14 protein-coding genes are annotated in these 25,381 nt (G+C 67.7%); 5 read left to right on the top strand and 9 right to left on the bottom strand.

Going from position 1 to position 25,381, the window contains the following annotated elements:
* Nucleotide 1 precedes the first annotated feature (1 nt).
* The 3 genes from VSR34_RS07880 to VSR34_RS07870 all read left to right on the top strand — a co-directional run bounded on the left by VSR34_RS07880 (nt 2) and on the right by VSR34_RS07870 (nt 3,065).
* Nucleotides 2–496, top strand: a complete 495-nt coding sequence (locus VSR34_RS07880) for a CvpA family protein (RefSeq protein WP_028211077.1) — start codon at nt 2–4, stop codon at nt 494–496.
* 124 nt (nt 497–620) lie between these two features.
* Entirely contained in the window at nt 621–2,165 is a 1,545-nt protein-coding gene (gene purF, locus VSR34_RS07875; RefSeq protein ID WP_028211076.1) for an amidophosphoribosyltransferase, read from the top strand.
* Nucleotides 2,166–2,189: 24 nt separating this feature from the next.
* Nucleotides 2,190–3,065, top strand: coding sequence for an MOSC N-terminal beta barrel domain-containing protein (locus VSR34_RS07870; protein ID WP_342962267.1), 876 nt, complete (start codon nt 2,190–2,192; stop codon nt 3,063–3,065).
* Between the two features lie 86 nt (nt 3,066–3,151).
* Here VSR34_RS07870 and VSR34_RS07865 read toward each other — a convergent pair whose 3' ends face one another.
* On the bottom strand, nt 3,152–3,955 hold the full coding sequence (locus tag VSR34_RS07865) for an AraC family transcriptional regulator (protein WP_342962266.1): 804 nt from the start codon (nt 3,953–3,955) through the stop codon (nt 3,152–3,154).
* A 41-nt stretch (nt 3,956–3,996) separates the two neighbouring features.
* On the bottom strand, nt 3,997–4,338 hold the full coding sequence (locus VSR34_RS07860; protein WP_028211073.1) for an FKBP-type peptidyl-prolyl cis-trans isomerase: 342 nt from the start codon (nt 4,336–4,338) through the stop codon (nt 3,997–3,999).
* A gap of 152 nt (nt 4,339–4,490) precedes the next feature.
* On the opposite strand from VSR34_RS07860, the gene VSR34_RS07855 reads away from it, so the two are divergent.
* The gene (locus tag VSR34_RS07855) at nt 4,491–5,255 is read left to right on the top strand and encodes a HAMP domain-containing sensor histidine kinase (protein WP_036018519.1); all 765 of its coding nucleotides are present in this window, start codon (nt 4,491–4,493) and stop codon (nt 5,253–5,255) included.
* 103 nt (nt 5,256–5,358) lie between these two features.
* Nucleotides 5,359–6,807, top strand: a complete 1,449-nt coding sequence (locus tag VSR34_RS07850) for a hemolysin family protein (protein ID WP_028211071.1) — start codon at nt 5,359–5,361, stop codon at nt 6,805–6,807.
* Between the two features lie 19 nt (nt 6,808–6,826).
* Here the strand turns inward: VSR34_RS07850 and treY are convergent, their stop codons facing one another.
* From treY to VSR34_RS07815, 7 genes are all read right to left on the bottom strand, one after another.
* A complete protein-coding gene (treY, locus tag VSR34_RS07845; protein ID WP_342962265.1) occupies nt 6,827–9,679 on the bottom strand; it encodes a malto-oligosyltrehalose synthase in 2,853 nt (950 codons plus the stop codon).
* Entirely contained in the window at nt 9,676–11,928 is a 2,253-nt protein-coding gene (gene malQ / locus VSR34_RS07840; protein ID WP_342962264.1) for a 4-alpha-glucanotransferase, read from the bottom strand. Before malQ ends, treY begins: the two co-directional genes overlap by 4 nt.
* Nucleotides 11,925–13,829 (bottom strand): malto-oligosyltrehalose trehalohydrolase, encoded by a 1,905-nt coding sequence (gene treZ, locus VSR34_RS07835; protein ID WP_028211068.1) that lies wholly within the window; start codon nt 13,827–13,829, stop codon nt 11,925–11,927. The genes malQ and treZ overlap by 4 nt, the downstream gene beginning before the upstream one ends.
* Before the next feature lie 24 nt (nt 13,830–13,853).
* The gene (gene glgX, locus VSR34_RS07830; RefSeq protein ID WP_081715934.1) at nt 13,854–16,073 is read right to left on the bottom strand and encodes a glycogen debranching protein GlgX; all 2,220 of its coding nucleotides are present in this window, start codon (nt 16,071–16,073) and stop codon (nt 13,854–13,856) included.
* A 66-nt stretch (nt 16,074–16,139) separates the two neighbouring features.
* Nucleotides 16,140–18,356 (bottom strand): 1,4-alpha-glucan branching protein GlgB, encoded by a 2,217-nt coding sequence (glgB, locus tag VSR34_RS07825; protein ID WP_342962263.1) that lies wholly within the window; start codon nt 18,354–18,356, stop codon nt 16,140–16,142.
* Nucleotides 18,349–21,798: a maltose alpha-D-glucosyltransferase gene (gene treS, locus VSR34_RS07820; RefSeq protein ID WP_051390840.1), complete on the bottom strand. Its 3,450-nt coding sequence runs from the start codon at nt 21,796–21,798 to the stop codon at nt 18,349–18,351. The genes glgB and treS overlap by 8 nt, the downstream gene beginning before the upstream one ends.
* Nucleotides 21,795–25,301, bottom strand: coding sequence for an alpha-1,4-glucan--maltose-1-phosphate maltosyltransferase (locus VSR34_RS07815; RefSeq protein WP_342962262.1), 3,507 nt, complete (start codon nt 25,299–25,301; stop codon nt 21,795–21,797). The genes treS and VSR34_RS07815 overlap by 4 nt, the downstream gene beginning before the upstream one ends.
* Nucleotides 25,302–25,381: the final 80 nt, after the last annotated feature.

Genomic DNA, 25,381 nt, shown 5'->3' with positions numbered 1-25,381 from the left:
GATGTTCACCGCATTCGACTACGCTGTAATGGCGGTGATAGGTCTGTCGGCGCTGCGGGGCGCGTGGCGGGGCTTCATCGGCGAGATTTTTGGATTGATCGGCTGGATCGCGGCGTTGCTCGTGGCCTGCCGCTACGTGGACCATGTGGTGCCCTGGATTCCGGCGAACTGGCCGGGTGGGGCGCTCACCCAGTGGCTGATCGCCTTCGCGCTGATCGTCATTGCCGTGGTGCTCGTGGCCGGCGTGGGCAACGCACTGATCGGCCGTCTGGTGCAGGTGAGCGGATTGTCCGGCGTGGACCGTTCGCTCGGGATGATGTTCGGCGTCGTGCGAGGCGTCGTGCTGGTGCTGATCCTCGTCGTCCTCGGCGGGCTGACCGAGCTGCCCCAGCAGGACTTCTGGCGCCACGCGCTGCTGCGGCCCTATGCCGTGCAGGGCGTGCTCGAACTGAAACCGCTGTTGCCCGAGGCGCTCGCGACCTACGTTCACGTCTGATCAGAAACTGATCGGCGCGATGCAGGTGGCGTTTGCCGGTAACACTGCCCCATTTGCGGCGTCCGGCCGGTGTTGAAGAACCCGGGCGAGCCGCTACCGATTTCGCTTTTTTGAAGGACCTGCCATGTGCGGCATCGTAGGCGTAGTTTCCCGCTCTCCCGTCAACCAGCTCCTCTATGACGCGCTGCTGCTGCTCCAGCACCGCGGTCAGGACGCGGCCGGCATCGCCACCGCGAACGGCAGCACGTTCCATATGCACAAGGCCAACGGCATGGTGCGCGACGTGTTCCGCACGCGCAACATGCGCAGCCTCCCCGGCACCAGCGGCATCGGCCAGGTGCGCTACCCGACGGCCGGCTCGGCGTCGAGCGAAGAAGAAGCCCAGCCGTTCTACGTGAACGCGCCGTTCGGCATCGTCCTCGCTCACAACGGCAATCTCACGAACTGGCAACAGTTGAAGGACGAGATGTTCCGTGTGGACCGCCGCCACATCAACACACATTCCGATACCGAAGTGCTGCTCAACGTGCTCGCGCACGAAGTGCAGCTCGCGACCTCGGGCCTCGAACTCGATCCATCGGCGCTCTTCAAGGCGGTTGCGGGCGTGCACCGCCGCCTGCGCGGCTCCTACGCCATCGTCTCGCTGATCGCCGGCTACGGCCTGCTCGCGTTCCGCGACCCGTTCGGCATTCGCCCGCTGTGCGTCGGCAAGATCGAGACGCCGGAAGGCACCGAGTGGATGGTTGCATCGGAGTCGGTGGCGCTCGAAGGCATCGGCTTCGAATTCGTGCGCGACGTGCGCCCCGGTGAAGCGGTGTTCATCGACTTCGAAGGGAACTTCCACTCGCAGCAGTGCGCCACGGCGCCGACGCTGAATCCCTGCATCTTCGAACTCGTGTACCTCGCGCGTCCGGACTCGGTGCTCGACGGCGTGCCCGTGTACAACGCGCGCCTGCGCATGGGCGACTATCTCGCCGAGAAGATCAAGCGCGAGCTGCCCGACGTGAAGATCGACGTGGTCATGCCGATTCCCGATTCGTCGCGCCCCGCGGCGATGCAGGTGGCGAACAAGCTCGGCGTGGAATATCGCGAAGGCTTCTTCAAGAACCGCTATGTGGGCCGCACCTTCATCATGCCCGGCCAGGCCATGCGCAAGAAGTCGGTGCGCCAGAAGCTCAACGCCATGGGCATCGAGTTCAAGGGCAAGAACGTGCTGATCATTGACGATTCGATCGTGCGCGGCACCACCTCGCAGGAAATCGTGCAGATGGCGCGCGACGCCGGCGCGACCAAGGTGATCTTCGCTTCGGCGGCGCCGCCCGTGAAGTACCCGAACGTCTACGGCATCGACATGCCCACGCGCGGCGAGCTCGTGGCGCACGGCCGCACGGACGAGGAAGTTGCGCGCATCATCGGCGCGGATTACCTCGTGTACCAGGACGTGGAGTCGCTCAAGCAGGCGGTGCGCGACATCAACCCCGAGCTGAAGGACTTCGAGGCATCGTGCTTCGACGGCGACTACATCACCGGCGACATCACGAGCACTTACCTCGACAACATCGAGACGGCGCGCCTCGCGCCCCAGGCGCAGTCGGACCGCGACGCCGCGAGCGACGCGATGGACGGCGGCGCGCGTTCGCAGTTGCACCTGCAACTCTCGGTGGAGTAACCCGCTCGGGGAATATCGTCCGCTATGGCCACGGTTCGTGCGTTGTTCGTCTATCCCGTGAAATCATGCGGTGCAATCGCGCTCGAACATGCGCAGCTCGGCCTGAGCGGCATCGAGTGGGACCGCCACTGGATGGTCGTCGATGAAGCCGGCCGGTTCGTTTCGCAGCGCGAATATGCGGCGATGGCGCGCATCGTGCCGGCGTTCGTCGAAGACGGCGTGCGCCTCACGATGGAGGGCATGCGTGAAGCGCTCCATCTGCCGTTCACGCCGCGCGGCAATGAGGCGCGTGTGCCGGCCTCGGTCTGGGACGACGCCTTCGAGGCGCTCGACGAAGGCGATCACGCGGCGCAGTGGTTCACGCAGGCGATCGGCGTGCCGGTGCGCCTCTTGCGGTTCGCGCACGACGTGAAGCGTCTCGCGAGCAAGAAGTGGACGAACGGCGAAGACGTACCCACGCAATTCGCCGACGGCTTTCCGATTCTCGTCACGAGCGAGGCGTCGCTCGCGGAGCTCAACGAGCGCCTCGCGGCGAAGGGTGCGCCGCCCGTGCCGATGACGCGCTTTCGTCCGAACATCGTCGTCGGCGACGTCGGCGAGGCATTCGAAGAAGATTTTATCGACACGCTCGCCATCGAATCCGCAAATGGCGGCTCAGAGATCGTCCTGCGCTTCGTGAAGCCCTGCGCGCGCTGCCCGATCACGACGATCGATCAGCAAACGGGCGAGCGCGACGCGCAGTGGCCCGCCGAACCGCTCGACACGATAGCCGTGTTTCGCGCCGACCCGCGCGTGAACGGCGGCCTCACGTTCGGCCAGAACGCCATGGTCGTGACGGGCGCGGGCGAACGCGTGGCGGTGGGCGCAAGCGCGCAGTGGGAATATCGCTTCGATGAATGAGGCGAGCGGCACGTGCAACGCGTGCCTGTCGGGATCAATGCAGGATCAATACGGGATCAACGCAGGATCATGCAGGTCCGATGCGCTCAGTGCGGCGGCAACGCCCGCCACTGTCCCGGCGCGAGCCCGAAGCGGCGCGTGAACGCGTGCGTGAATGCGCTCTGGTCGCCGAAGCCCACTTCGAGCGCGATGTCGGTGAGCGAGGCGCGCGGGTCGGCGAGCAGCGCGAGCGCAGTGTCGAGGCGCAGCCGCTGCAGATAGCGATGCGGTGTCTCGCCGAACGCTTCGATAAAAAGCTGATGAAAGCGCCGCATGCCGAAGCCGCAATGCGCGGCAAGATCGGCGATGCGCAGCGGCTCCCCGAGATGCGCGCGCAACCAGCGGTCGATGCGCGCGAAATCGAGGCCGGCCGCCGCGCCGAATTCCGCGTCCGTGGCGATACCGGTTTGCGCGAGAAATGCCGCGCACAGGCGCGTCGAGGTGTCCCAGTGGAAGCGGCGCGCGCGCAGGTCGGCGCTGTTCTGGGGCGGTGCCGTCGCGGCGCGCTGCGCGATCTGGCGCACGACCTCCGTGAGCGCCGGGTCGAGGCGCACGGCGCGCGCGGTGTCGAAAAGCCGTTCGGGTACCGCGAGCGTCGCGGCGGGCAGATCGAGCACGAGCTGCCGGTTATCGCCGATGCCCGAATAGTCGTGCCGCGCGCCCGCCGGAATGAGCCACGCGGAACAGCGGTCGATACGCTCGCCCAGGCCGTTCACGGTCATCTCCATCTCGCCGTCGAGGCCGAGCACGATCTGGTGAAAATCGTGCAGATCGGTTGCCTCTGTCGTGCCATAGCGGCGCAACTCGACGCCCGGCGCATTGATGGGCGTGTGCTGATGGGGAGTCGTCATGAACGTTATGGCTGCAGAGCAGGCAAGCGCGCCGGGCGCCCTCAAACGGCGAGCAACTCGACTTCGAACACGAGCGTGGCATTCGGCGGAATCACGCCGCCCGCGCCGCGCACGCCGTAGCCCAGTTGCGGCGGGATCGTGAGCTTGCGCACGCCGCCCACCTTCATGCCCTGCACGCCTTCGTCCCAGCCCTTGATGACCATGCCGCCGCCGAGCACGAAGGCGAACGGATCGTTGCGGTCCTTGCTCGAATCGAACTTCTGGCCGTCCGTGAGCCAGCCGGTGTAGTGCACGGTGACGCTCTGGCCGGCCTTCGCTTCGGCGCCGGTGCCTTCGGTCAGGTCCTCGTACTTGAGGCCGGATGCGGTGGTCACGCTAGACATGGAAAACTCCTGATTCGGATGAAATTAGCACGCTATTGTAGGCGCTTTGCAGGACATGGCGTATAGGCCCGCTTCAGGCACGGGGAATGCGGCCTACCCCTGCCTATAATGAGGACCGCTCGCCTGGCTAGAGGCGAAACACGAGGAATCCGATGGTGTCGCTTTCGCAAACCCGTACCGAACGCACGGCGCGTCTGTGCGCCGAGGTAGCGCTTTTCATGCGCGATCAGGTGCTGTCGCGCGTCTCGCACGATCTGCGCAGCCCGCTCAACGCGATCCATAGCTGGGCCTATGTGCTCGAACGCAAGATCGACAACGCCGACACGGCCGCCCAGCGCGCGCTGGGCGGCATTCGCACGGGGGTGGAGCAGCAGGTTCAGCTGATCGAAACGCTCGTCGATACCACACGTGCAGAAACGCGCAAGCTGCGCATCGCGCGCGCGCCGTTCGAGCCCACCGTGCTGATCCCCGAAGCCGCCGACGATGCCCGCATCGCGCTGGGCGACGCCCGAGGCGTGAGCTTCGAGGTGGAGGACGCGACCGGCGCGGCGATGCTCGACGGCGACCGCGAGCGCATCGCGCAGGCGCTGTGGTTGATGCTGGTCTTCGCGGCGGAAACGAGCCCGCAGGGCGCGAGCGTGGCGCTCACGGCGGGCGCGACGGCGACTGCGGCGCAGTTCGCCGTGAAATGGCAAGCCTCGCCCCGGCTGCTCACCGACGAAACGCTGGCGCACGTGCTGGAGCGGTTCGCGCGCGCCCAGGCGAGCGAGCAGCAGGAAGCGGGGCGCTACGCCTGGGTGCTGGCGCTGTGCCAGCGCGTGGCCGAGGCGCATGGTGGCCGCTTCGAAGCGCCTTCCGTGCTGGGTGAGGGCGAGGCCGTCACGCTTGCGCTGAATGTGCCGCTCAACGGTGCATGAATGCACGCTGGCGGCGCGCGGGCAACGCGTCGCCGTCTTTCGGCGCCTTTCATTCAGCTTGCACCCCTTATACTGAGCGCTTCGTCTTTCGGAGCCTTTTGTCTTGATCCAGCTTCTCGCCCTCGTCGGGGCGTTTCTGCTCGTTGCCCTCAACGGTTTCTTCGTCGCGGCCGAATTCGGCCTCGTCAAGCTGCGCGCCACGCGCGTGCAGAGCCTCGCGCATCAGCATGGCTTGCGCGGCCGGCTGCTCGCCAAAGTCCATGGCCAGCTCGACGCCTATCTTTCGGCCTGCCAGCTCGGCATCACGCTCGCCTCGCTCGGTCTTGGCTGGATCGGCGAGCCGGCTTTCGCGCAGTTGCTCGCGCCAGTCTTCGAGTGGTTCGGCGTGCAATCGGCGCAGCTGGTGCACGCTGTTTCGCTGGTGTTCGCGTTCACGGTCATCTCGTTCCTGCACATCGTGGTGGGCGAGCTTGCGCCGAAGTCACTGGCTATTCGCCAGGCCGAGAAGATTTCGCTGTGGGCGGCCATGCCGCTCTATGGCTTCTACTGGACCATGTATCCGGCGATCTGGATGCTCAATTCGAGCGCGAACGCTGTGCTGCGCCTCGCGGGCCTGTCGTCCGAACACGGCCACGACACGCATTATTCGACCGACGAACTCAAGCTGATCCTGCGCAGCCGTCGCGCCGCCGCCGAGGCCGAGGCGGAGGCGGTGGACGCCCTGCAGGCGCAGTACGGCGGCAACGGCGCAAACGGCACACACGGCGCGAATGGTTCGACCGGCGCAACCGGCGCGCAGCCGCGGCGCCCCGCGCTTGCCGCGAACGCCTATAGCGCCGACGAATGGAACACGCTCGCCCATTCGCTCGACTTCTCGCGTCTCACCATTTCCGACCTCATGCGGCCCACGCATGAGATGGTGGGCCTGCGCCGCGACCTGTCGCTGCGCGAGAACATGCAGATCGTGGCGCGCCACCGCTTCAGCCGCTACCCGCTGTTCGAAGATGCCTCGGGCGAGCGCGTGGCGGGCCTCATCCATCTGAAGGATTTGCTGCTCGCGCGCGAGGCGGGCAATGCGCTCGACGATCTCGGCAAGTTCGTGCGTCCCGTGCAATACGTGCGGCCCGATACGCCCGCGCTCGCGCTGTTCCGGCGCTTTCGCAAGGGCGCGCCGCATTTCGCGCTCGTGGGGCACAAGGGCGCGCGCCCGGCGGGCTTTCTCACGCTCGACAATCTGCTCGGCGCGCTCGTCGGCCAGATTCACGACGAGTTCCACCAGGCCGACACCGACTGGACCCGCATGGACGACGGCACGCTGATGGGCCGCGGCAGTCTGCCCGTGGTGTCGCTGGAGCAGGCCCTCGGCATCGACATCGACGAGGGGCGCGCGGAATCGGTGGGGGGCCTCGTGATTCACGCGCTCAACGATCTGCCTGCCGAAGGGCAGCGCGTGGCGTTCGACCGCTTCGACGTCGTCGTGAAGAAGATGAAGGGGCCGCGCATCGTGCTCGTGCGCGTGTACCCGAAAGATCTCGAGGACGAGGGCGGCTGAGCGTGCCCCGAGTGTGGTGCTAGCCGCGCGTGAGCGTGCAGAGCACGGCCACGGGCATCGCCTTCAAGATGTCGCGCAACGCGAGCGCGTTGCCGTTGCCGACCGTATGCGTGATCTCGCTGAGCCAGTCGTGAAGCGATGCCTCGGCAAGACCCTTCGGCAACTCGACCGCCGTATCTTCCCAGCGCTCGGTCGCGACGAGCGGCGTGTCGCCGTCCAGCAGGCCGGCAGCGAGGTGCGTGCCGATCACGATCGCCCACGCGTTGCCATGACGGCGCGCGAACGCGATCACATGCGCAGCCTGTGCGCCGTTCGCCGTGAGCGGCAGATACTCGCCTTCGCGCAGCAGTTCCGGCGCGCGCTCGCGCACTGCGAGCAGGCGCCGCACAGTGGCCAGCTTCACTTGCGCGTTGCGCCATTCCTCGAGCTTTGCGGCGGGCGCTCGATCGTCGAGCGCGGCAGCGCGGGACGCGTAATCGACGGGCCGCCGGTTGTCCGGATCGACGAGGCTGAAATCCCATAGTTCGGTGCCCTGATAGAGATCCGGTATGCCGGGCGAGGTGAGCCGCAGCACCGTTTGCAGCAGGGAATTGACCGCGCCCGCGGGCGCCACGCGCGCGACGAATCCGGCGAGCGCCTGAAGGAAGCCGTCGCGCCGCTGCGGTGCCAGGATATCGAAGAGAAATGCCTGGCACTCCGACTCATATTGTTCGTCGGGCGAGAGCCAGTTGGTGCGCAGCTTCGCTTCTCGCAGCGCTTTCAACAGCCACTGCGCGACGCGTTCCGCGAGCGCATGCACGCCCGCTTCGTCGCCGGGGTCCAGGTCGGGCGGCCAGCAGCCGACCAGCGTTTGATAGAGCATCGCCTCGACCGTCGGCCCTGGCGACCAGAGCGTGCCCGCGGCGCCTTCGTTGCGGCGATGCGTCTGGTTCAGCGTCGACCAGGCGCGTAGCGTGGCGCTCCAGTCGCCCGCGATTTCGCTCAGCACCGCAAGGCGCGCGCGCACGTCCTCGCCGCGCTTGTGGTCGTGCGTGGCCGTGGCGAGCAGGCCGAACGGGCGCCGCTGGCGCAGCCGGTTCGCCACATGAAAGTCGTGCGGCGTGCGCGCGAAGTCATCGGGATCCGCGCCCACTTCGTTGCGCGAGAGCAGGCGGCCGTAGCGGTAGAGCGCCGTGTCCTCCGTCGCCTTTGCAGCGAGCGGCGCGGTGAGCTGGGAGAACAGCGCGAGCGCGGTGCGCTGCGCGATCAGCGCATGGCTGAGCGGCGGGTTCGACTGGGTGCTGCCAGCGCCCGCTTGCGCGGTGCGCGGCGCCTTCACGCCGCCGCCGCTGTTGCCGGCGCTGGCGGCCGCCTCGGGTGCGGAGCCGCCGAGCCAGGCGTCGACGAGCCCGAGCGCCGCGAGGCTCGCGCGCGGCAACGCCCTTCGCGCGGCTTCGAGCGCGACGTCGAAATAGCGGTTGTCGAGGGCGCTGCGCAGACCATTGACCGGATAGATCCGGTAGATCGGGAAATAGATCGCCAGATGCGCGACCACGCGATGCACGGATGCATACGTGGTGTCGCGCGTGGCCGGCAGCTCGCGTGCGATGCGATGGAGCGCGCGCGTGACATGGTCCAGCTCGGCGGGAAGATACGCGGCCAGCATCTCGCGGCGCGCGTCGAGCGCATAGTCCTGGAAGGGCCTGTCGTCGCCCGAAATCGCGGCCCACGCTTCGGCGAGCGGGGCTGCGCCAGCGGGATCGTGCAGCAACGCGCCCACGTCGTTCATGAAGTCGTAACCCGTCGTACCCTGCACGGGCCAATCGTCGCGCAGCGTTTCACCGTGCGCGAGGATCTTCTCGACCACGATGAAAGGCGGCATGGCGCGCAGCGCGGCGAGCCGCTGCCGCAGCCGCTCGCAGTACTCGCGCGGATCGGCGAGGCCATCGACATGGTCGATGCGCACGCCGTCGATCACGCCGTCTGCGTAGAGCCGGAACAGGAGCTTGTGCACGGCCTCGAACACGTCATGCCGCTCCACTCGCACGCCCGCGAGCGTGGTGACGTCGAAGAAGCGCCGCCAGTTGATCTCGTCGGTGGCGGTGCGCCACCAGGCCAGACGGAAGTGCTGGCGCTCCAGGAGACGATGCAGCCTGTCGCGCGCCACGGGGTCCGCAGTTGAGTAGGATTCCAGAGCGAAATCGATCGGGTCGGTGCCGGCGCTTTCCACGAACGCGCGCAGCGCGTCGCGCCCGGCGGCGGCGCGCGCCTGATCGTCGGGCTGTGTCGTGAGGCCCTGGAACGGCCCGGCGAGCGTATTGAGGTCGGCGCGGTTCGCGGATTGCAGCAGCACGGCGTAGTCGGTCGGGCAGATCGGGCACACGTGCGGCCCGTACTGCACGTAAAAGCGTGCGGCCACAGGATCGAACTTCAGTTCGATGCGCCCCGCCGCGAGTTCCTCGCCGTACTGTGCGCCAAGAAACGGCATCAGCACCTTGCCGCGCAGCGCGGGGTCCGGGGAGTGCCAGTCCACGTCGAAGTGACGCGCATAGGCGCTGTGACGTCCCCATTCGAGGATGTCGAGCCACCATGCGTTGTGCGCGCCGCCCACGCCCATGTGATTGGGCACGAAGTCGGCAACGATGCCCATGCCGCGCTCGTGCACTTTCGCGGCCAGGCGCCGCAGCGCGCCTTCGCCGCCCAGTTCCGCGCTGACCGTGCCGTAGTCCACGGTGTCATAGCCGTGCATCGAGCCCGGCTGCGCGGTCGTGAGCGGCGAAAGATAGAGATGGCTCACGCCGAGCGCGGCGAAGTAGTCGAGCTGCGCGAGCGCGTCGTCGAAAGTGAAGCCCTGATGGAGTTGCAGGCGCAGCGTCGCGCGAGGGTGTGTCATGGCGTCGGCTTCGTTTCGGGCGCGCCCGGCGCGCCGCTGGCGGTTGGGTTGGCGTCGCGCGTATCGGCGCCCGTGTCGGCTGCGCTGGCATCGGCCTGGGTGCGCGCGACGGCCTCGCGTGCCCGAACGACGGTCTCGACGCGCGCCGCAACGCCCGGATCGGCGAACAGTGATTCGACGGGCAGCGTGAGGCGGCGGCGCCAGTTCGGATGCTCGTCGATGGAGCCGGGCAGATTCGGCTGGTCGGACAACGCGAGCAGGTCTTCGAGCGGGCAGGTGACGAGCGGACACTTCGTTGCCGCCACGTAGCCGAGTGCGCCATTCACAGGCGGATCGTCGGCTGGCGGCGGGTTGGCGTCGGGCGGCGCGAAGCCGCTTTGCTGCAGCGCGCGCCAGAGCGCGAGGCGATCGGTCGCGCGTCGCGCGTGTTCGAGCGCGACGGGGTCGCGGCCGTCCGCACGCGCCAGTGTCTGGCCGATGCGGTTGCGCCAGTCGATGTCCGCGCCGCGCCACCAGCCCGCGACCGTCGCGAGATCGTGCGTGGTGGTGGTCGCGACACCGTGCGGATCCCAGCGCGAGGGGGCGATGAAGCCCTTGCCGTCATGCTCGAACCACAGCACGCGGATGCCGTAGAGGCCGTGCGCGGCGAGCCTTTCGCGCAAGCCCGGCGGCACGGTGCCGAGATCTTCCCCGATCACGATCGCGCGATGACGCCACGACTCCAGCGCGATGAGCCGCACGAGGTCGTCGAACGGATAGCGCAGGTAGGCTCCGTGGCGCGCGCTTTCGCCTTCGGGCACGAGCCAGAGACGCCGCAGCCCGAGGATATGATCGATGCGCACGCCGCCCGCGTGGGCGAACGCGGCGCGCAGCATGTCGATGAACGCGCGAAAGCCGTTGTTGTGCATCGCGCGCGGCGAGAACGTGGTGAGGCCCCAGCTTTGCCCGGCCTGGTTGAAGATGTCGGGCGGCGCGCCCACGGAAACGCGTTGCAGCATGTCCTGCGGCAGCGACCATGCGTGCGAGCCGGCGCCGTCGCAGCCCACGGCGAGATCGGCGACGAGGCCGATCGCCATCCCGGCGTCGCGCGCGCAGCGCTGCGCGTTCGAGAGTCCTTCCGCCGCGAGCCATTGCAGGAAGCGATGAAAATCGACTTCGCGCCGATGCTCCTCTGCGAACGTCGCCACATCGGGACTGCGCGGGTCGCGCAGCGGCTCGGGCCAGTCGCGCCAGTGGCGAGGGCCGCCGGGGTCGCGCAGCATGGTTTCCTGCAGCGCTTCGAAGCGCGCGTGGTCTTCGAGCGGCTCGCCACCCTGTGCGCAGAATGCCTCGAAGGCGGCGGCAAGCGGCGAACCGCTCGGCCGCTCTTGCGTGTCGAAGCGCTCGAACAGTGCGCGCAACACCTGGAGCTTGAGCGGCAAGGCACGCTGCCAGTCGACGAGCGGCGCCGCTTCGAGTTCGCGCCAGGCGTCACCGGCATGCGCGGCCACGCTCGCGTCGTGTGCCGCCTTGGCGCCGAATACCGCAGCGGGGTCGATGTGCGCGACATTGACCCAGAGCCGCGACGAAGGCGCATAAGGGCTGAAGTGACCGGGCGCCGCGCTGAACATCGCGTGCGTCGGACTCACCGCAAGCGCTTGCGCGCCGCGTTGCGCGCTTTCTTTGGCGAGCGTGGCGAGCGCCGTATAGTCGCCGATGCCGCCATCGCCTTTGCGTCGGAGTCCATACAATTGGGCGGCGAGTCCCCAGAGCGGCGGAACCGGGCCGCTGTCGCCGTGGCGGGCGCGCCAGGCATCGGCGACGGTATGGCAGTGTGGCGGCGCAACGGCAATCGTCAGGCGATGATCGTTGACCGTGAGCGTGTGATATCCGGGCTCCGAAAGCGGCGCGAGCAAGGCGCTCTCGCCGCGCGGCGTGGTGAAGCGGCCTTCGATATGCTCGCCGCTCTCGAGGTCGATCCGGTAGTGGCTCCCCGCGCGTACGGCCGAAGGCGGCAGTTCGATCGCGCTTTCGCATTCGGCGGTGATGAGCGGCGGCAGGCGGCGCGCCGACTGCTCCGCGTTGAGCGCGGACGTGCTCTGGCGGATTTGCGTGGCGTTCGCGCAGGGCAGCCCTGCGCATTCGAGCAAGCTGGCGAGCGTGCTATCGGGCACGTGCTGCACGGTGCCATGGGCGTCGGTCCATTCGACTTCGAAGCCCGCGCGGGCGGCGAGTTTCGCGAGTGAATCGCTGCGGCGCCCCGTGCTCATGCGTACGGCTCCTCGCGGTGCACGACGCGCGCATCGTGCTTGCCCGAGAACTCGGGTACGTCGCCGGTCAGCCACGCAATGCATGCGCTTTCCGGCAGCATGCCTTTGTCCGCATAGTCGCGCGCGCGCGGCGGCGTCTCGAAGATCACCATGCCTTCGGGCCGCGGATCGAGGCGTACGCCGTCGCGGCCCAGGTTCAACGCGATCGTGAGTGTTTCGCCGTCGTCGAGCCGCCACCGTGCGACGAGCGCGGCGAGGCCGTTCGGGGCGTCGTCGGCGAGCACGCTCGCGCCGAGCGCGCGAGCGTGGCGCAGGCGCGGCATCAGCAGATGCGCGCGCACGCACAGCGCCGATTTGTAGAAGTGCATCCATTCGAGCCGCTCGCCGTCGAGCGGCGCATCGGCGGGCGGCGACGAATTCACGAAGGTCTGCAGCGCGTTCGGATCGGGAATGCGCGTGCGGCTCGCTTCGTCGCTGAACGCGCTGAACGCCTTGAATTCGCGGCGGCGGCCTTCGCGCACGGCGTCGGCGAGCGGGCCGGCGAAGTCGGTGAAGAACTGGAACGGTTGCGTCGAGCCGTATTCCTCTTCCATGAAGAGCAGCGGAATTTGCGGCGATAGCAGCAGCATCGCGGTGGCCGCGCGCAGGGCGTCGTCGTCGGTCAGCGAGCGCAGCCGCTCGCCGAGCGCGCGATTGCCGATCTGGTCGTGGTTCTGCAGAAACATCACGAAGGCGGTGGGCGGCAGGTGAGCGCTCGGCTCGCCGCGCGCCTGGCCCGCATGCACGGGCGACGGGTCGCCCTGATACGCGAAGCCTTCGCCAAGCACGCGCGCGAGCTTCGTGATCGGCGAATCGCTGAACGCGCGATAGTAGCCCTCCGATTCGCCGGTCAGCAGCACGTGAAAGCAATGATGCGCGTCGTCGTTCCATTGCGCGCTGAAATGCGATTCGAGCAGATTGGCTTCGTTGTGCTCGTTTTCCAGCACGAGGTGCACCTGGCGGCCCGGCTCCACGCGCGCCTTCACATGGTCTGCGAGCTCGCGCAGCCAGTTGGTGTTGCCGATCGCGTGCGCGGCATCGATGCGCAGACCGTCGAAACGATATTCCGTGAGCCAGTAAAGCGCGTTGTCGCAATAGAAGTCGCGCACTTCGAAGCGGTCGAAGTCGAGCGCGTCGCCCCATGGCGTCCTCACGCCCTCGCGGAAAAACGGCTTGGCATAGCGCCCGAGCCAGTTGCCGTCGGGACCGAAGTGGTTATATACGACGTCGATGAACATCTGCAGCCCCAGCCCGTGCGCGGCGTCGATGAGGGCTTTCAGTTCGTCAGGACTGCCATAGGCCGCGTGCGGCGCATACGGCAGTACGACGTCGTAGCCCCAGCCGCGCTCGCCCGGATAGTCATTGAGCGGCATGAGTTCGACGGCCGTCACGCCCAGTTCCGCGAGTGCGGGCAGGCGCTTCACCACGCCCGTGTAGCCGCCGAGCGCGCCCACGTGGAGTTCGTAGAGCACGGTCTCCTCCCAGGGCCGTCCTTGCCAGTGCGCGTGCCGCCAGGCATATGCGCGCGGGTCGAGCACCTGACTGGGGCCGTGTATGCCCTGCGGCTGAAAGCGCGATGCGGGGTCCGGTACGCGTTGCCGATCGTCGATGCAGTAGCGGTAAAGGGTACCGGGGCCACACTGCGCCTGCGCCTCGAACCAGCCGTTGCCGCTCGGCGTCATGTCGAGGGGGGCAGGAGCGTCCGGCGCGTCCTCGAACATGATCTGCACCGCCTCGCACGACGGTGCCCAGAAGCGAAAGCGCGTATGCGGCTGTGCGTGCGCCGCGCCGATCAATTGCGCGCCGAACGGCAGGCAATGCATGTAATGTCGGACGTGCGGATCATGCGTAAGCGGGGACATGGCGGGTTCCTTGGCGTCCTTCCCTCATCCTGCGGCGGCTTCATCCGGACCCGCAAGCGGGCCCGACCCGGGCGCGCCCGGGTTGCGGCGCGGGTCGGGCGCGTTCGCGTCGCTGCGAGCGCCCGGCGGCCGGTGCGTACCGGCACGCGCCGGCCGGGCGCATAGCACGGCCAGCGCGCGCGCGGCCAGCTCGTACGTCGTGTCGGGCAGGGCATAGGGTGCCGCGTCGGGGCGCGCCGTATCGAGCAGCACCTCCCATGCCATGCGCGGGTCGGGCGCGGCGAACGTCACGGCGCCTTGCGAAGCGTTCAGCATCATCAACAATACTTCCATTTCACCGTGGAGTCCCGCCCCTGCGCGCCGCATGGTGAAGGCGCTGGCTTCGTGGTCATGCCAGGCCTCGGGCGAGAGCGGCTCGCCGCGTTCGTCGAACCAGTCGATGTCGTGCACGCCGGGCATCAGCTCGCGCTCGCCGAACAGAAAACGCGTTTCGTGCAGCAGCGGATGTTCGCGGCGCAGCGCGATGACACGCGCGACGAAGCGTGTCATGGCCTTGCCCTGGGGCGTTTCGGCGAGCGCCCAGTCGAACCACGACATATCGTTGTCCTGGCAGTACGCATTGTTGTTGCCGCGCTGCGTGCGGCACGCCTCGTCGCCGGCGAGCAGCATGGGCGTGCCGAGCGCGATCAACAACGTGGCCATCATCGAGCGGGCCACGCGTGCGCGCGTGGCGAGAATGGCGGGGTCGTCGGTCGGGCCTTCCACGCCCCAGTTCGCGCTCCAGTTCTCGTTGTGGCCGTCGCGGTTCTCTTCGCCGTTGGCCTCGTTGTGCTTGCGCTCGTACGAAACGAGGTCGGCGAGCGTGAAGCCGTCGTGCGAGGTGATGAAGTTGATCGACGCCCACGGCCGGCGCCTGCGCTTGTCGAACAGATCCGCGCTGCCGGTGAGGCGCGCCGCGAGATCCGCGCGCTGGCCCGGCGCGCCCCGCCAGTAGCGCCGCACGCTGTCGCGAAAGCGGTCGTTCCATTCGGAGAAGCCGGGCGGATGGTTGCCAAGCTGGTAGCCGCCGGGGCCCACGTCCCACGGTTCGGAAATCAGCTTGCACTGCGAGAGCACGGGGTCCTGGCGCAGCACGTCGAAGAAGCCGCCGTGCGGGTCGAAGCCCGGGGGCTCGCGCCCGAGCGTCACGCCGAGGTCGAAGCGAAAGCCGTCGATACCGTATGACGTGGCCCAGTGGCGCAGCGAATCGGCGACCATCTGCAGCACGCGCGGATGCGAAAGATCGAGCGTGTTGCCGCAGCCCGTGTCGTTGATGAAGTGGCGCTCGTCGCCGGGCACGCAGCGGTAATAGCAGGCGTTGTCGAGGCCGCGCCACGAGACGGTGGGGCCCATCTCGCCGCCTTCGCAGGTGTGGTTGTAGACCACGTCGAGAAAGACCTCGATACCCGCCGCATGAAACTGCCGCACGGCGATGCGCATTTCGTCGGTGTCGTAGCCGACCAGGTAGCTGGGTTCGGGCGCGAAGAACGCCGCTGGGTTATAGCCCCAGTAGTTGCGCAGACCACGATCGAGCAGAAAGCGCTCGGTCAGAAACGCGTGCACCGGCAACAGCTCGATCGCCGTCACGCCGAGCTTGTGCAGGTGCTCGATGAAGCGCGGCGCGGCCAGCCCCGCGAAGGTGCCCCGCATGTGCGTGCGCAAATCGTAACGCTGCATGGAGAGTCCGCGCAGATGCGCTTCATAGATCACGGTGTCGCCCCACGGCGTATTGGGCCGCCGGTCGCGCGACCAGTCGAAGTTGTCGTTGACGACCACGCACTTGGGCATGGCGGGCGCCGAGTCGCGCCGGTCGATCGAGAGGTCCACGCGGTTCGAGTGGGCGCGGTAGCCGTAGAGCGTGTCCGACCAGCGGAACTGGCCGATGAGCCGCCGCGCGTAAGGGTCGAGCAGCAGCTTGTGCGGGTTGAAGCGGTGCCCCAGATGCGGCTGATAGGGGCCGTGCGCGCGCAGGCCATAGACGGTGCCGGGATGGGCGCCGGGCAAATAGCCGTGCCACACCTCGTCGGTGCATTCGGGCAGGGTATAGCGGATGCGTTCCTTGCGGCCGGTCGGGTCGAAGAGGCACAACTCGATGCGCCAGGCGTGGGCCGAAAACACGGCGAAATTGGTGCCGAGCCCGTCCCACGTCGCCCCGAGCGGCCATGGAGCACCGGGCAGCAGGCGATCAGGCGGGCCATTCGCCATGACGATGCTCCCCATGTTGTTCTTCGTTTTGCATCGGATTCCTGATTATTTCGATGCTGCGCACCGCTAGCGGCGCAGGCGCAGGATCAGCGTGCCGAGCGGCGGGAGAACGAGCGCGGCCGACTGCGGCTTGCCGTGGCTCGCAACGCTCTCGGTGTTGACGAGCCCCCCGTTGCCTATGTTCGAGCCGCCGTAGACCTCGGCGTCGGTGTTCAGCACCTCTTCCCACTGGCCGGGCTGCGGCATGCCGATGCGATAGCCGTGGCGCGGCACCGGCGTGAAGTTGCAGATCACGACGATCTCGCCGCCCGAGCCGTCCACGCGGCGCCATGCGAGCACGCTGTTTTCCGTGTCGTCGGAAACGAGCCACTCGAAGCCGCCGGGCTCCGAGTCGAGCGTATAGAGCGCGGGCTCGCTCGTGTAGAGGCGGTTCAGGTCGCGCACGAGCGTTTGCACGCCGCGGTGCTGCGGGTCGTCGAGCAGGTTCCAGTGCGGCGTGCCGTCGTGATCGAACTCGGCCATTTGCCCGAACTCGCCGCCCATGAAGAGCAGCTTCTTGCCGGGGTGGGCCCACATGAAGCCGAAGTACGCGCGCAGATTCGCGAATTTCTGCCAGCGGTCGCCGGGCATCTTGCCTAGCAGCGACCCCTTGCCGTGCACCACTTCGTCGTGAGAAAGCGGCAGCACGAAACGCTCGGACCACGCGTAGACCATCGCGAACGTCATCAGATGATGGTGATAGCGGCGGTAAACGGGGTCCTCGTGCATGTAGTGAAGCGTGTCGTGCATCCAGCCCATGTTCCACTTGAACTGGAAGCCGAGGCCGCCGTCTTCGGGGCGCGCCGTGACGCCGGGCCATGCTGTCGATTCCTCGGCAATGGTGATGACGCCGGGGCGCTGGGGCACGTATTGCGTTTCGTGATTGAGGCGCTTGAGAAAGGCGATCGATTCGAGATTCTCGCGGCCGCCGTAGATATTGGGCACCCACTGGCCTTGCGCGCGCGAATAGTCGCGATAGAGCATCGAGGCGACGGCGTCCACGCGCAGTGCATCCACGTGATAGCGCAAGAGCCACGCAAGGCCCGATGCGATCAGGAACGCGCTCACCTCGCGGCGTCCCAGGTTGTAGATCATCGTGTTCCAGTCGGGGTGATAACCTTCGCGCGGATCGCCATGCTCGTAGAGCGCGGTGCCGTCGAAATCGATGAGACCGTGCGTGTCGTTCGGAAAATGCGCGGGCACCCAGTCGAGAATCACGCCAAGGCCCGCTTCGTGCGCGCGATCGACGAACGCCGCGAAGTCCACCGGGGAGCCGAGGCGCGCCGTGGGCGCGAATTGCGCAAGCGGTTGATAGCCCCACGAGCCGCCAAACGGATGCTCGGCCACGGGCAGCAATTCGAGGTGCGTGAAGCCCATGCCCTGCGCGTAGGGGATCAGGCGTTCGGCGAGCGCGGCCCAGTTCGGCGCGGGGGCGTCGGCGCCCTGCGTGGGTAGCCACGAAGGCGCGTGCACTTCGTACACCGATATCGCGGCACGCGCGTTCTGCCGTTGCACGCGCGTTTGCAGCCAGTCGTGATCGCGCCACGCGTAATGCTCGATGGCCTCGACGGGCGCCACGATCGAAGCCGTGCCCGGCGGGCATTCCGTCTGCTGCGCGCAGGGGTCCGCCTTGAGCGGCAGCACCGCGCCGCGCGCGCCGAGGATTTCATACTTGTACCGCGCGCCCGCCGCCACGCGCGGAATGAAGAGCTCCCAGACACCTGCCTCATGGCGCAGCCGCATGGGGTGGCGACGGCCGTCCCACGCATTGAAATCGCCCACCACGGACACGCGTTTCGCATTCGGCGCCCAGACGGCGAAGCGCACGCCGGGCACGCCCTCGCAGGTGAGCGGGCGCGCACCGAGGCATTCGAGCACCGCGTAGGGGTCGCCGTCGGCGAGGCGCACCAGCGCTTCGCTTGAAAGCTGCGGACCGAATGAATAGGTGTCCTCGATTTCCTGGCTGACGCCATGCCAGTCGATCACGAGGCGGTAGGGCACGGCTTGCGCGAGCGGCCCCGCATAGAGTCCCGCGGGGTGCACGAGCGCGAGCTCGCCGAGCGTGTGGGCGCGGTCGCGCGCCACCACGCTCGCGCCTGCGGCGTTCGGCAGCCACGCGCGCACATAGGGCGCGCCGTCCACCCAATGCAGCCCGAGCACTGCGAAAGGATCGGAATGGTGTGCGCCGGCGAGCGCGTCGGCATCCTGCGGATTCAGGCCGGCGTGGGGCGCGCGGTCAGCCATGGGCACCTCCTCCGGAATGGGACTGCGTGGGGGCCAGGCCGAGCACGCGCGCCGCGATCGCCGCGAGCCCGCGCACCGGCAGTGCGAGCCACGCGGGGCGGTTCGCCGCTTCGTAGCGGATCTCGTAGGCCGCCTTCTCGATCAGGAACAGGTCGAGCAGCGCCTGTTCGTGCGACGCACTCACGAGCGTGAGCGGCGCTTCGGCCACGGCCGCGCGATATTGACTCAGGAACGCTTCGGCCGCGTAGCCGCGGAAGCGCTCGAACAGCGCGCGCTTGCGGTCGACGACCGGCTGCGGCGCGTTCTCGAGCGTCGATTGCGCAGCGGCGCCCGCATAAGAGAGCGAGCGCAGCAGGCCCGCCACGTCGCGCAACGGCGAGGTCTTCGCTCGCCGGTATTCGAGCGCTCTCGCGGGCTCGCCTTCGAAGTCGATCAGATACGCGTCGCCCTGCGAAAGCAGCACCTGACCCAGATGGAAGTCGCCGTGTATGCGTATGCGCGCCGCCTTTGCATCGAGCGGCACGAGTTCGTCGATCTTCGAGACGAGCGCCTTGCGGCGCTCGATCAGGCCGCGTGCGAGGTCGCGTGCATCGGCGTCCAGCGTCTGTTCGTCGTTGCCCGTATGCTGCGCGACGATATCGAGCGCTTCGTTGAGCATGGACTTCGCATCGGCGATCCAGGCGCGGACGTCGTCGGGCGTGGCGGCGACGGCGGCGAACGCTTCGTCTTCGGTGGGTCGCGCGAGCATCGCGTGCAATTCGCCGAGCCGCTTGCCGATCGCGCCGATCACCGAGCAGTAGCCTTGCACGGCCTCTTCTTCGTGCGCCTGATCGACGCTCGTGTCGTCGTTCATGGCGAGCGCGAGTTCGTCGATCGTACGGCGCAGGTAATCGAGCGCCCAGTCCCAGGCATTGCCCTGGTTGTCGATAAAGCCCTGAACGATGACGAGCGTGTGCGGCACGCCCGCGGGATCGACGCGCACCACTTCGCCATAGAGCGGCGCCGTGTTCGCGTAGCCAAGCTTCGTGAGGTAGCGGCTCATTTCCGCTTCGGGGTGCACCCCCGCCATCAGCCGGCGCACGATCTTGAGCACGAGTGCTTCCGCGATGACGAGCGAGCTGTTGCTCTGCTCGGCGGCGAGCCAGCGCACTTCCGGCGCTTCGCCCAGGTCCAGTTCGTCGAGCCGGTCGGTCGGCTCGAAGCGGATCGTGCTCTGTTGCACCGTGGGCACCGCGGCGTGTTCGCGCAGCTTGCGCAGCACGCCGTAGGCGAACCAGGGCAGCGAAAAGGCGTCGGTTAGGTAGCCCACGGTGCGGCCGCGCCGCACGCGCGAGAGCGCGAGCTGGATATGCAACGGCGTGGTGATTTCGGCGCCCCACGTGATGGCGATCGGGAGTACGTAGCGCTCGCTCGTGCCATCCGCGAGTTCCGCCTCGATCTCGGTGAACGCAAACCCCGCGCCATGTATCGTCGTGAGCGCCGCGAGGCGCACCGAGCGCAGCGGCTTGTCCTTCGAGGCGAACCAGCGCCGCCGCGAGAGCCACGAAGGCAGCACTTCCGATTCGAGCAGCCGCACGTTTTCGGGCGTCGCACCCGTTTGTCCTTCGCGTATCACCACGGTCACGAATTCGGGCAGCTGTTCCGAAGTCGGCTGGCTCCACGAAGGCCGCTGGTTGCCGGGGCACAGGAGGAACCACAGGAAGCCGTAGGGCGGAAAGGTCAGCAGATAGGGCAACTGACCGATGGCCGGGAAGACGGAATCGGCCGTCATTTCGACGGGCGCCGTCCCGGCGAATTCGGAGAGGTCGAGTTCGACGGCCTGCGGCGCGCGCGACAGGTTCGCCACGCACAGAATGGGCGCTTCGCCGGGCATTTCGCGCAGATACGCGAGGATCTTGCGGTTCGCGGGCCGCAGGAAGCGGATCGAGCCGCGCCCGAACGCCTGCTTCGCGCGGCGCGTGGCGAGCATGCGCCGCGTCCAGTTGAGCAGCGAATGCGGGTCGCGGCTTTGCGCTTCGACGTTGATCGCGTCGTAGCCGTAGAGCGAGCCCATGAGCGGCGGCAGCACGAGCTGTTCGGGGTCGGCGCGCGAGAAGCCGCCGTTGCGGTCCGACGACCACTGCATCGGCGTGCGCACGCCGTCGCGGTCGCCAAGATGGATGTTGTCGCCCATGCCTAGCTCGTCGCCGTAGTAGATCACCGGCGTGCCTGGCATGGAAAACAGCAGCGAGTTGATGAGCTCGATGCGGCGGCGGTCGCGCTCCATGAGCGGCGCGAGCCGCCGGCGAATGCCGAGGTTCAGGCGCGCGCGGCGGTCGCTCGCGTAGGTGTTCCAGAGATAATCACGCTCCGAGTCGGTGACCATTTCGAGCGTGAGCTCGTCGTGGTTGCGCAGGAAGATCGCCCACTGGCAGCGTTCGGGCAGATCGGGCGTCTGCTTCATGATGTCGATGATCGGAAAGCGGTCCTCGCTCGCGATCGCCATATAGAGGCGCGGCATGAGCGGGAAGTGGAACGCCATGTGGCATTCGTCTTCTTTGCCGAAGTATTCCTGCACGTCTTCGGGCCACTGGTTCGCCTCGGCAAGCAGCATGCGGTTCGGGTAGTGCTTGTCGATGGTCGCGCGAATCTGCTTGAGGATCGCGTGCGTCTCGGGCAGGTTCTCGTTGTTCGTGCCTTCGCGCTCCACGAGATAGGGCACGGCGTCGAGGCGCAGCCCGTCGATGCCCATGTCGAGCCAGAAACGCATGACCTGCAGCACTTCTCGCAGCACGGCGGGATTGTCGAAGTTCAGGTCGGGCTGGTGCGAATAGAAGCGGTGCCAGTAGTACGCGCCCGCAATGGGGTCGTGCGTCCAGTTGGACGGCTCCGTGTCGATGAAGATGATGCGCGTGCCCTGGTACTTCTGGTCGGTATCGGACCACACATAGTAGTTGCGATGATTCGAGCCGGGCTTTGCACGGCGCGCGCGCTGGAACCACGGATGCTGGTCCGAGGTATGGTTGATGACGAGCTCGGTGATCACGCGAATGCCGCGCGCGTGCGCTTCCTGGATGAAGCGGCGCACGTCGGCGAGCTGGCCGTAGTCGGGGTGCACGTTGCGATAGTCGGCGATGTCATAGCCGTCGTCGCGGCGCGGCGAGGGATAGAACGGCAGCAGCCAGATCGCCGTCACGCCAAGGCCCGCAATGTAGTCGAGCTTGGCGAGGAGGCCCGGAAAGTCGCCCACGCCATCGTTGTTCGCATCGAAGAACGATTTCACGTGCACCTGGTAGATCACCGCGTCCTTGTACCAGAGCGGGTCGTCGCCGAGCAGCGAAGGCTTGCCGCGTCGTTGCGTGGCGCGCTCTTCGCGGCGCTGCGGGTCGGACACGGTCGGGTCGCGCGTGACGGTCTGCACGTTGGTTGCCACAGGCTCGTGCGTAGCGGGGTCGCGTTTCATGTCGCACCTACGGGCGGGAAGTCCGCGTCGAGTTCGGGGTGGCCTGCTATGTGGGCTTCGGCGTGCTCATCGGCGTGTTCGGGCGGGGGTTCTTCGCGCGGCAGCCCAGTCGCCGGCTCGATGCGCCAGATTGCGAAGGGCCGCGCATGCGGATCGAGCCGCGCATGCTGCCAGCGCCCGTACCAGTCGAAGCGCTCGCCCGTCATTTCGTCGACCACGTTGAGCGTGGCATGGTCGTCGAGGTGCCAGCGCTGGAACGTCGCCCACGAGAGTTCGAAGTCGGCGCCCTGTTCGTTGAAGGCGTCAAGATTGATCGCCACGACGATCACGTTGTCGCGCGCGGGCGTGGCCTTCTCGAAGCAGAGCATGGAGTTGTTGCGCGCATCGAGGAACGTGATGCCGAGATGCGTGTGCAGCGCCGGGTTGGCGCGGCGTATGCGGTTGAGCGCGGCGATCTCCGCGACGATGTTGCCGGGCCGATGCCAGTCCCACGCGCGCAGCTGGTATTTTTCGGAGTCCAGATATTCTTCCGAGTTGGGCAGCGCACGCCCCTCGCACAATTCGAAGCCGCAATACACGCCCCAGAGCCCCGAAAGCGTTGCCGCTAGCGCCGCGCGGATCAGGAAGCTCGAACGTGCGCCGGTTTGCAGGTGGCGCGGATTGATGTCGGGCGTGTTCACGAAGAAGTTCGGGCGATAGAAGTCGCGCACCTCGGTTTGCGTGAGCTCCGTGAGGTAGTCGGTAAAGTCGCGCTTCGATTCGCGCCACGTGAAATACGTGTACGACTGCGAGAAGCCGAGCTTGGCGAGCCGGTACATGAGGCGCGGCCGCGTGAAGGCTTCGGAGAGGAAGATCACGTCGGGATGGCGCGCGCGCACGTCGGCGATCATCCATTCCCAGAATGGCAGCGGCTTCGTGTGCGGGTTGTCCACGCGGAAAATGCGCACGCCCGCGTCCACCCAGAACAGGATCGCGTCGCGCAAGGCGAGCCACAGAGCGGGTTTCGAGTCGTGCGCGTAGAACTCGGGGTTCACGATGTCCTGATACTTCTTCGGTGGGTTCTCGGCATAGCGCAGCGTGCCGTCGGGCCGCCACGCGAACCAGTTCGGATGCGCCTTGAGCCACGGATGGTCGGGCGAGCATTGAATCGCGAAGTCGAGCGCGATCTCGAGGCCTTGTTCGTGCGCCGCGGCGAGCATGCGGCGGAAGTCGTCGAGCGTGCCCAGTTGCGGATGCACGGCGGTGTGGCCGCCTTCGGCCGCGCCGATCGCATACGGGCTACCCAAGTCGCCGGGCTGCGCCGTGAGCGAGTTGTTGCGCCCCTTGCGATTCGCGAGACCGATGGGGTGGATCGGCGGAAAGTACAGGACGTCGAAGCCCATTTCGCGGATGCGCGGCAATTTGGCGATCACGTCGTCGAAGGTGCCGTGGCGCGATTCGTCGTCGCTCATCGAGCGCGGGAAGATCTCGTACCAGCTCGCGAAGCGCGCGGCGCTGCGCTCCGCATCCACGCGATTGACGATCGCGTCGCGCGAGAGGAAGGGGCGGTGATGCGCCGCGCGCACGGCGGCGGCCGTGGAGGGCGCGGCGAGCAGCGCGCAACGTGTTTCGGTATCCGCACCAATGAAGCGCTTGACGATGGCGTCGAGCGTGTCGCGGGTGCGCTTGCCGGTGTCGCCGTCGGCGTCCGATGTGTCGGCGGTTGCAAGCACGAGTGCGAAAAGGCGGCTCGCTTCTTCCATCTCCAGATCGACGGCCTGGTTCGCAGCACGCTTCTTGTGCACATGTTCGGCGAGCGAGGCGAAGTCGTCGCGCCATGCGATCACCACGTATTCGTAGCGCCCCACGCGATCGAGCGGGAAGCGGCCCGCCCACAAGTCGGTCCCCGCAGGCGGCACGGGCGTCATGGGCGACTCGTGCCAGGCAGTTTCGTCGGCGGCGCGCCAGAGCACGGCGGCGTCGATGCGGTCGTGGCCTTCGGCGAAGATAGCCGCGCGCACTTCGCAACGTTCGCCCACGGTGCGCTTCGCGACAAAGCGTCCGTGATCGACAGAAGGTGTCGCGCTTTCGATCGCGATACGCGGCGCGGCGATCGCGTCGCTCACGCTCTTGTGTCCGCTCGTGCTTGACTTCCCGCGGTCCTCGGGCGGCGCGAGCACCACGGGCGGGCTCGCGAGCGCGCGAAACATCCAGCATGCGCCCGCCGGCAGCGTGAAGACATCGGGTATCGCGCTCGCGTCGCGCGTCGCGGGCATGCGCGCGCCGCGCAGCGTTTCCGCGTCGAGCGGTGCGAAGCGCGTGAAGCCGCCAGGCACGCCGTCGAGGAGGCGCGAGAGATCCACGCGCACCGCCGCGGCGAGCGCGGGATTGACGAGCGTGAGCACGGCGTCGCCAGCGTCTCGCAAGTCGGCGCGGTCGCCGCGCAGGAGCGCCGCGACGCTCGCGCCTGGACCATTGAGCGCGCGCAGCTCGCCGTTGGTCTGCAGGGGCCAGGTCTCGCGTTGCAGCGCGTTGACGTGCGCGACGTCGGCGCTCAGGTCGAACGGTGCGCGCGCTTTCGCCGCTTCCCAGGCTTGCACGCTGTTGCCGCTATGCGCTATCGCTTCGTCCACGCCATATTCGAAGCCCATCGGCATCAGCCATCCGGTGCCGAGCGCGGCCGCTGCGCGCAGCATGCGGCGATAGGCGCGCTCGACGGCGCGCGCGTCGGCTGCGCCTTCCTGGTCGTGCAGGTAGCGCTCGCCATAGGGCGCCTCCGGAAACGTGATCGGCGAGCCCACGCGGCGCAATGCAGCGTGCTCCTCGACGAGCCAGCTCGACGAGAAGTCCCACCAGCGCAGGGACGAGAACGTGGCGTCGAAGCCCGCGCCTTCCAGGTGCGTGATCGCTTCGCGAGGCAGCCCCGGCGTTGCGGCGAGCCAGCGCGTTGTTGCCGAGCGTGCGCGCACCGCATCGAAAATCGACCTCAGCACATGCGGCGGCGTGCGGTGCGGCGAGTCGATGCGAAAGCCGCCAATGCCGGCTTCGACGAGCGCGATGGCGCGCGCCGTCCACCATGCGATGAGCGGCGCCGCCGCGCGCTCGAAATCCGCGTAGGCGACGTTGGCTTCGCGATGGCCGTGGCGCGGATCGAGCCGCGCGTCTTCCGGCTCGAAAGGATGGAACCATTCGGGGTGCGCCGTGTAGAGGGCACCGTCGGCGGCGGCGCGGTCGAGCACGAGGTCCGCGAGCAGCGTGACACCCTGCGTTTGTGCCGCGCGAGCGAGTTCGCGTACGGCGTCGTCTACCGAAAGCGCGCTGGCGAAGGCCGCGTTCAGACGCGCATGATCGGCGACGATGCGGTCGTCGCCCGCCGCGCCCGCTGCGAACAGCGCGCCGATCAGGACGTGGTCGAAGCCAAGCGACGCCGCGCGGGCGAACTGCGCCGGCCACGCCTCGAGTGGTCCGACAAGGAGGGAATGGACGAAATAGATCCGCGGCGCATAGGCGTGGGGAGGTTCCATCGGTCGTATTCCAGGTACGTCAGGCGACGGGGATGCAGGACGGTTCAGCCGAAATGCGATCACGCCGCCCGGGGGCTGCC

Source organism: Paraburkholderia sp. JHI2823 (assembly GCF_038900695.1).
In the GTDB taxonomy this organism is placed as follows: domain Bacteria; phylum Pseudomonadota; class Gammaproteobacteria; order Burkholderiales; family Burkholderiaceae; genus Paraburkholderia; species Paraburkholderia mimosarum.
The sequence above is the reverse complement of the archived record's forward strand: the minus strand, read 5'-3'. Positions and strand labels throughout refer to the sequence as shown.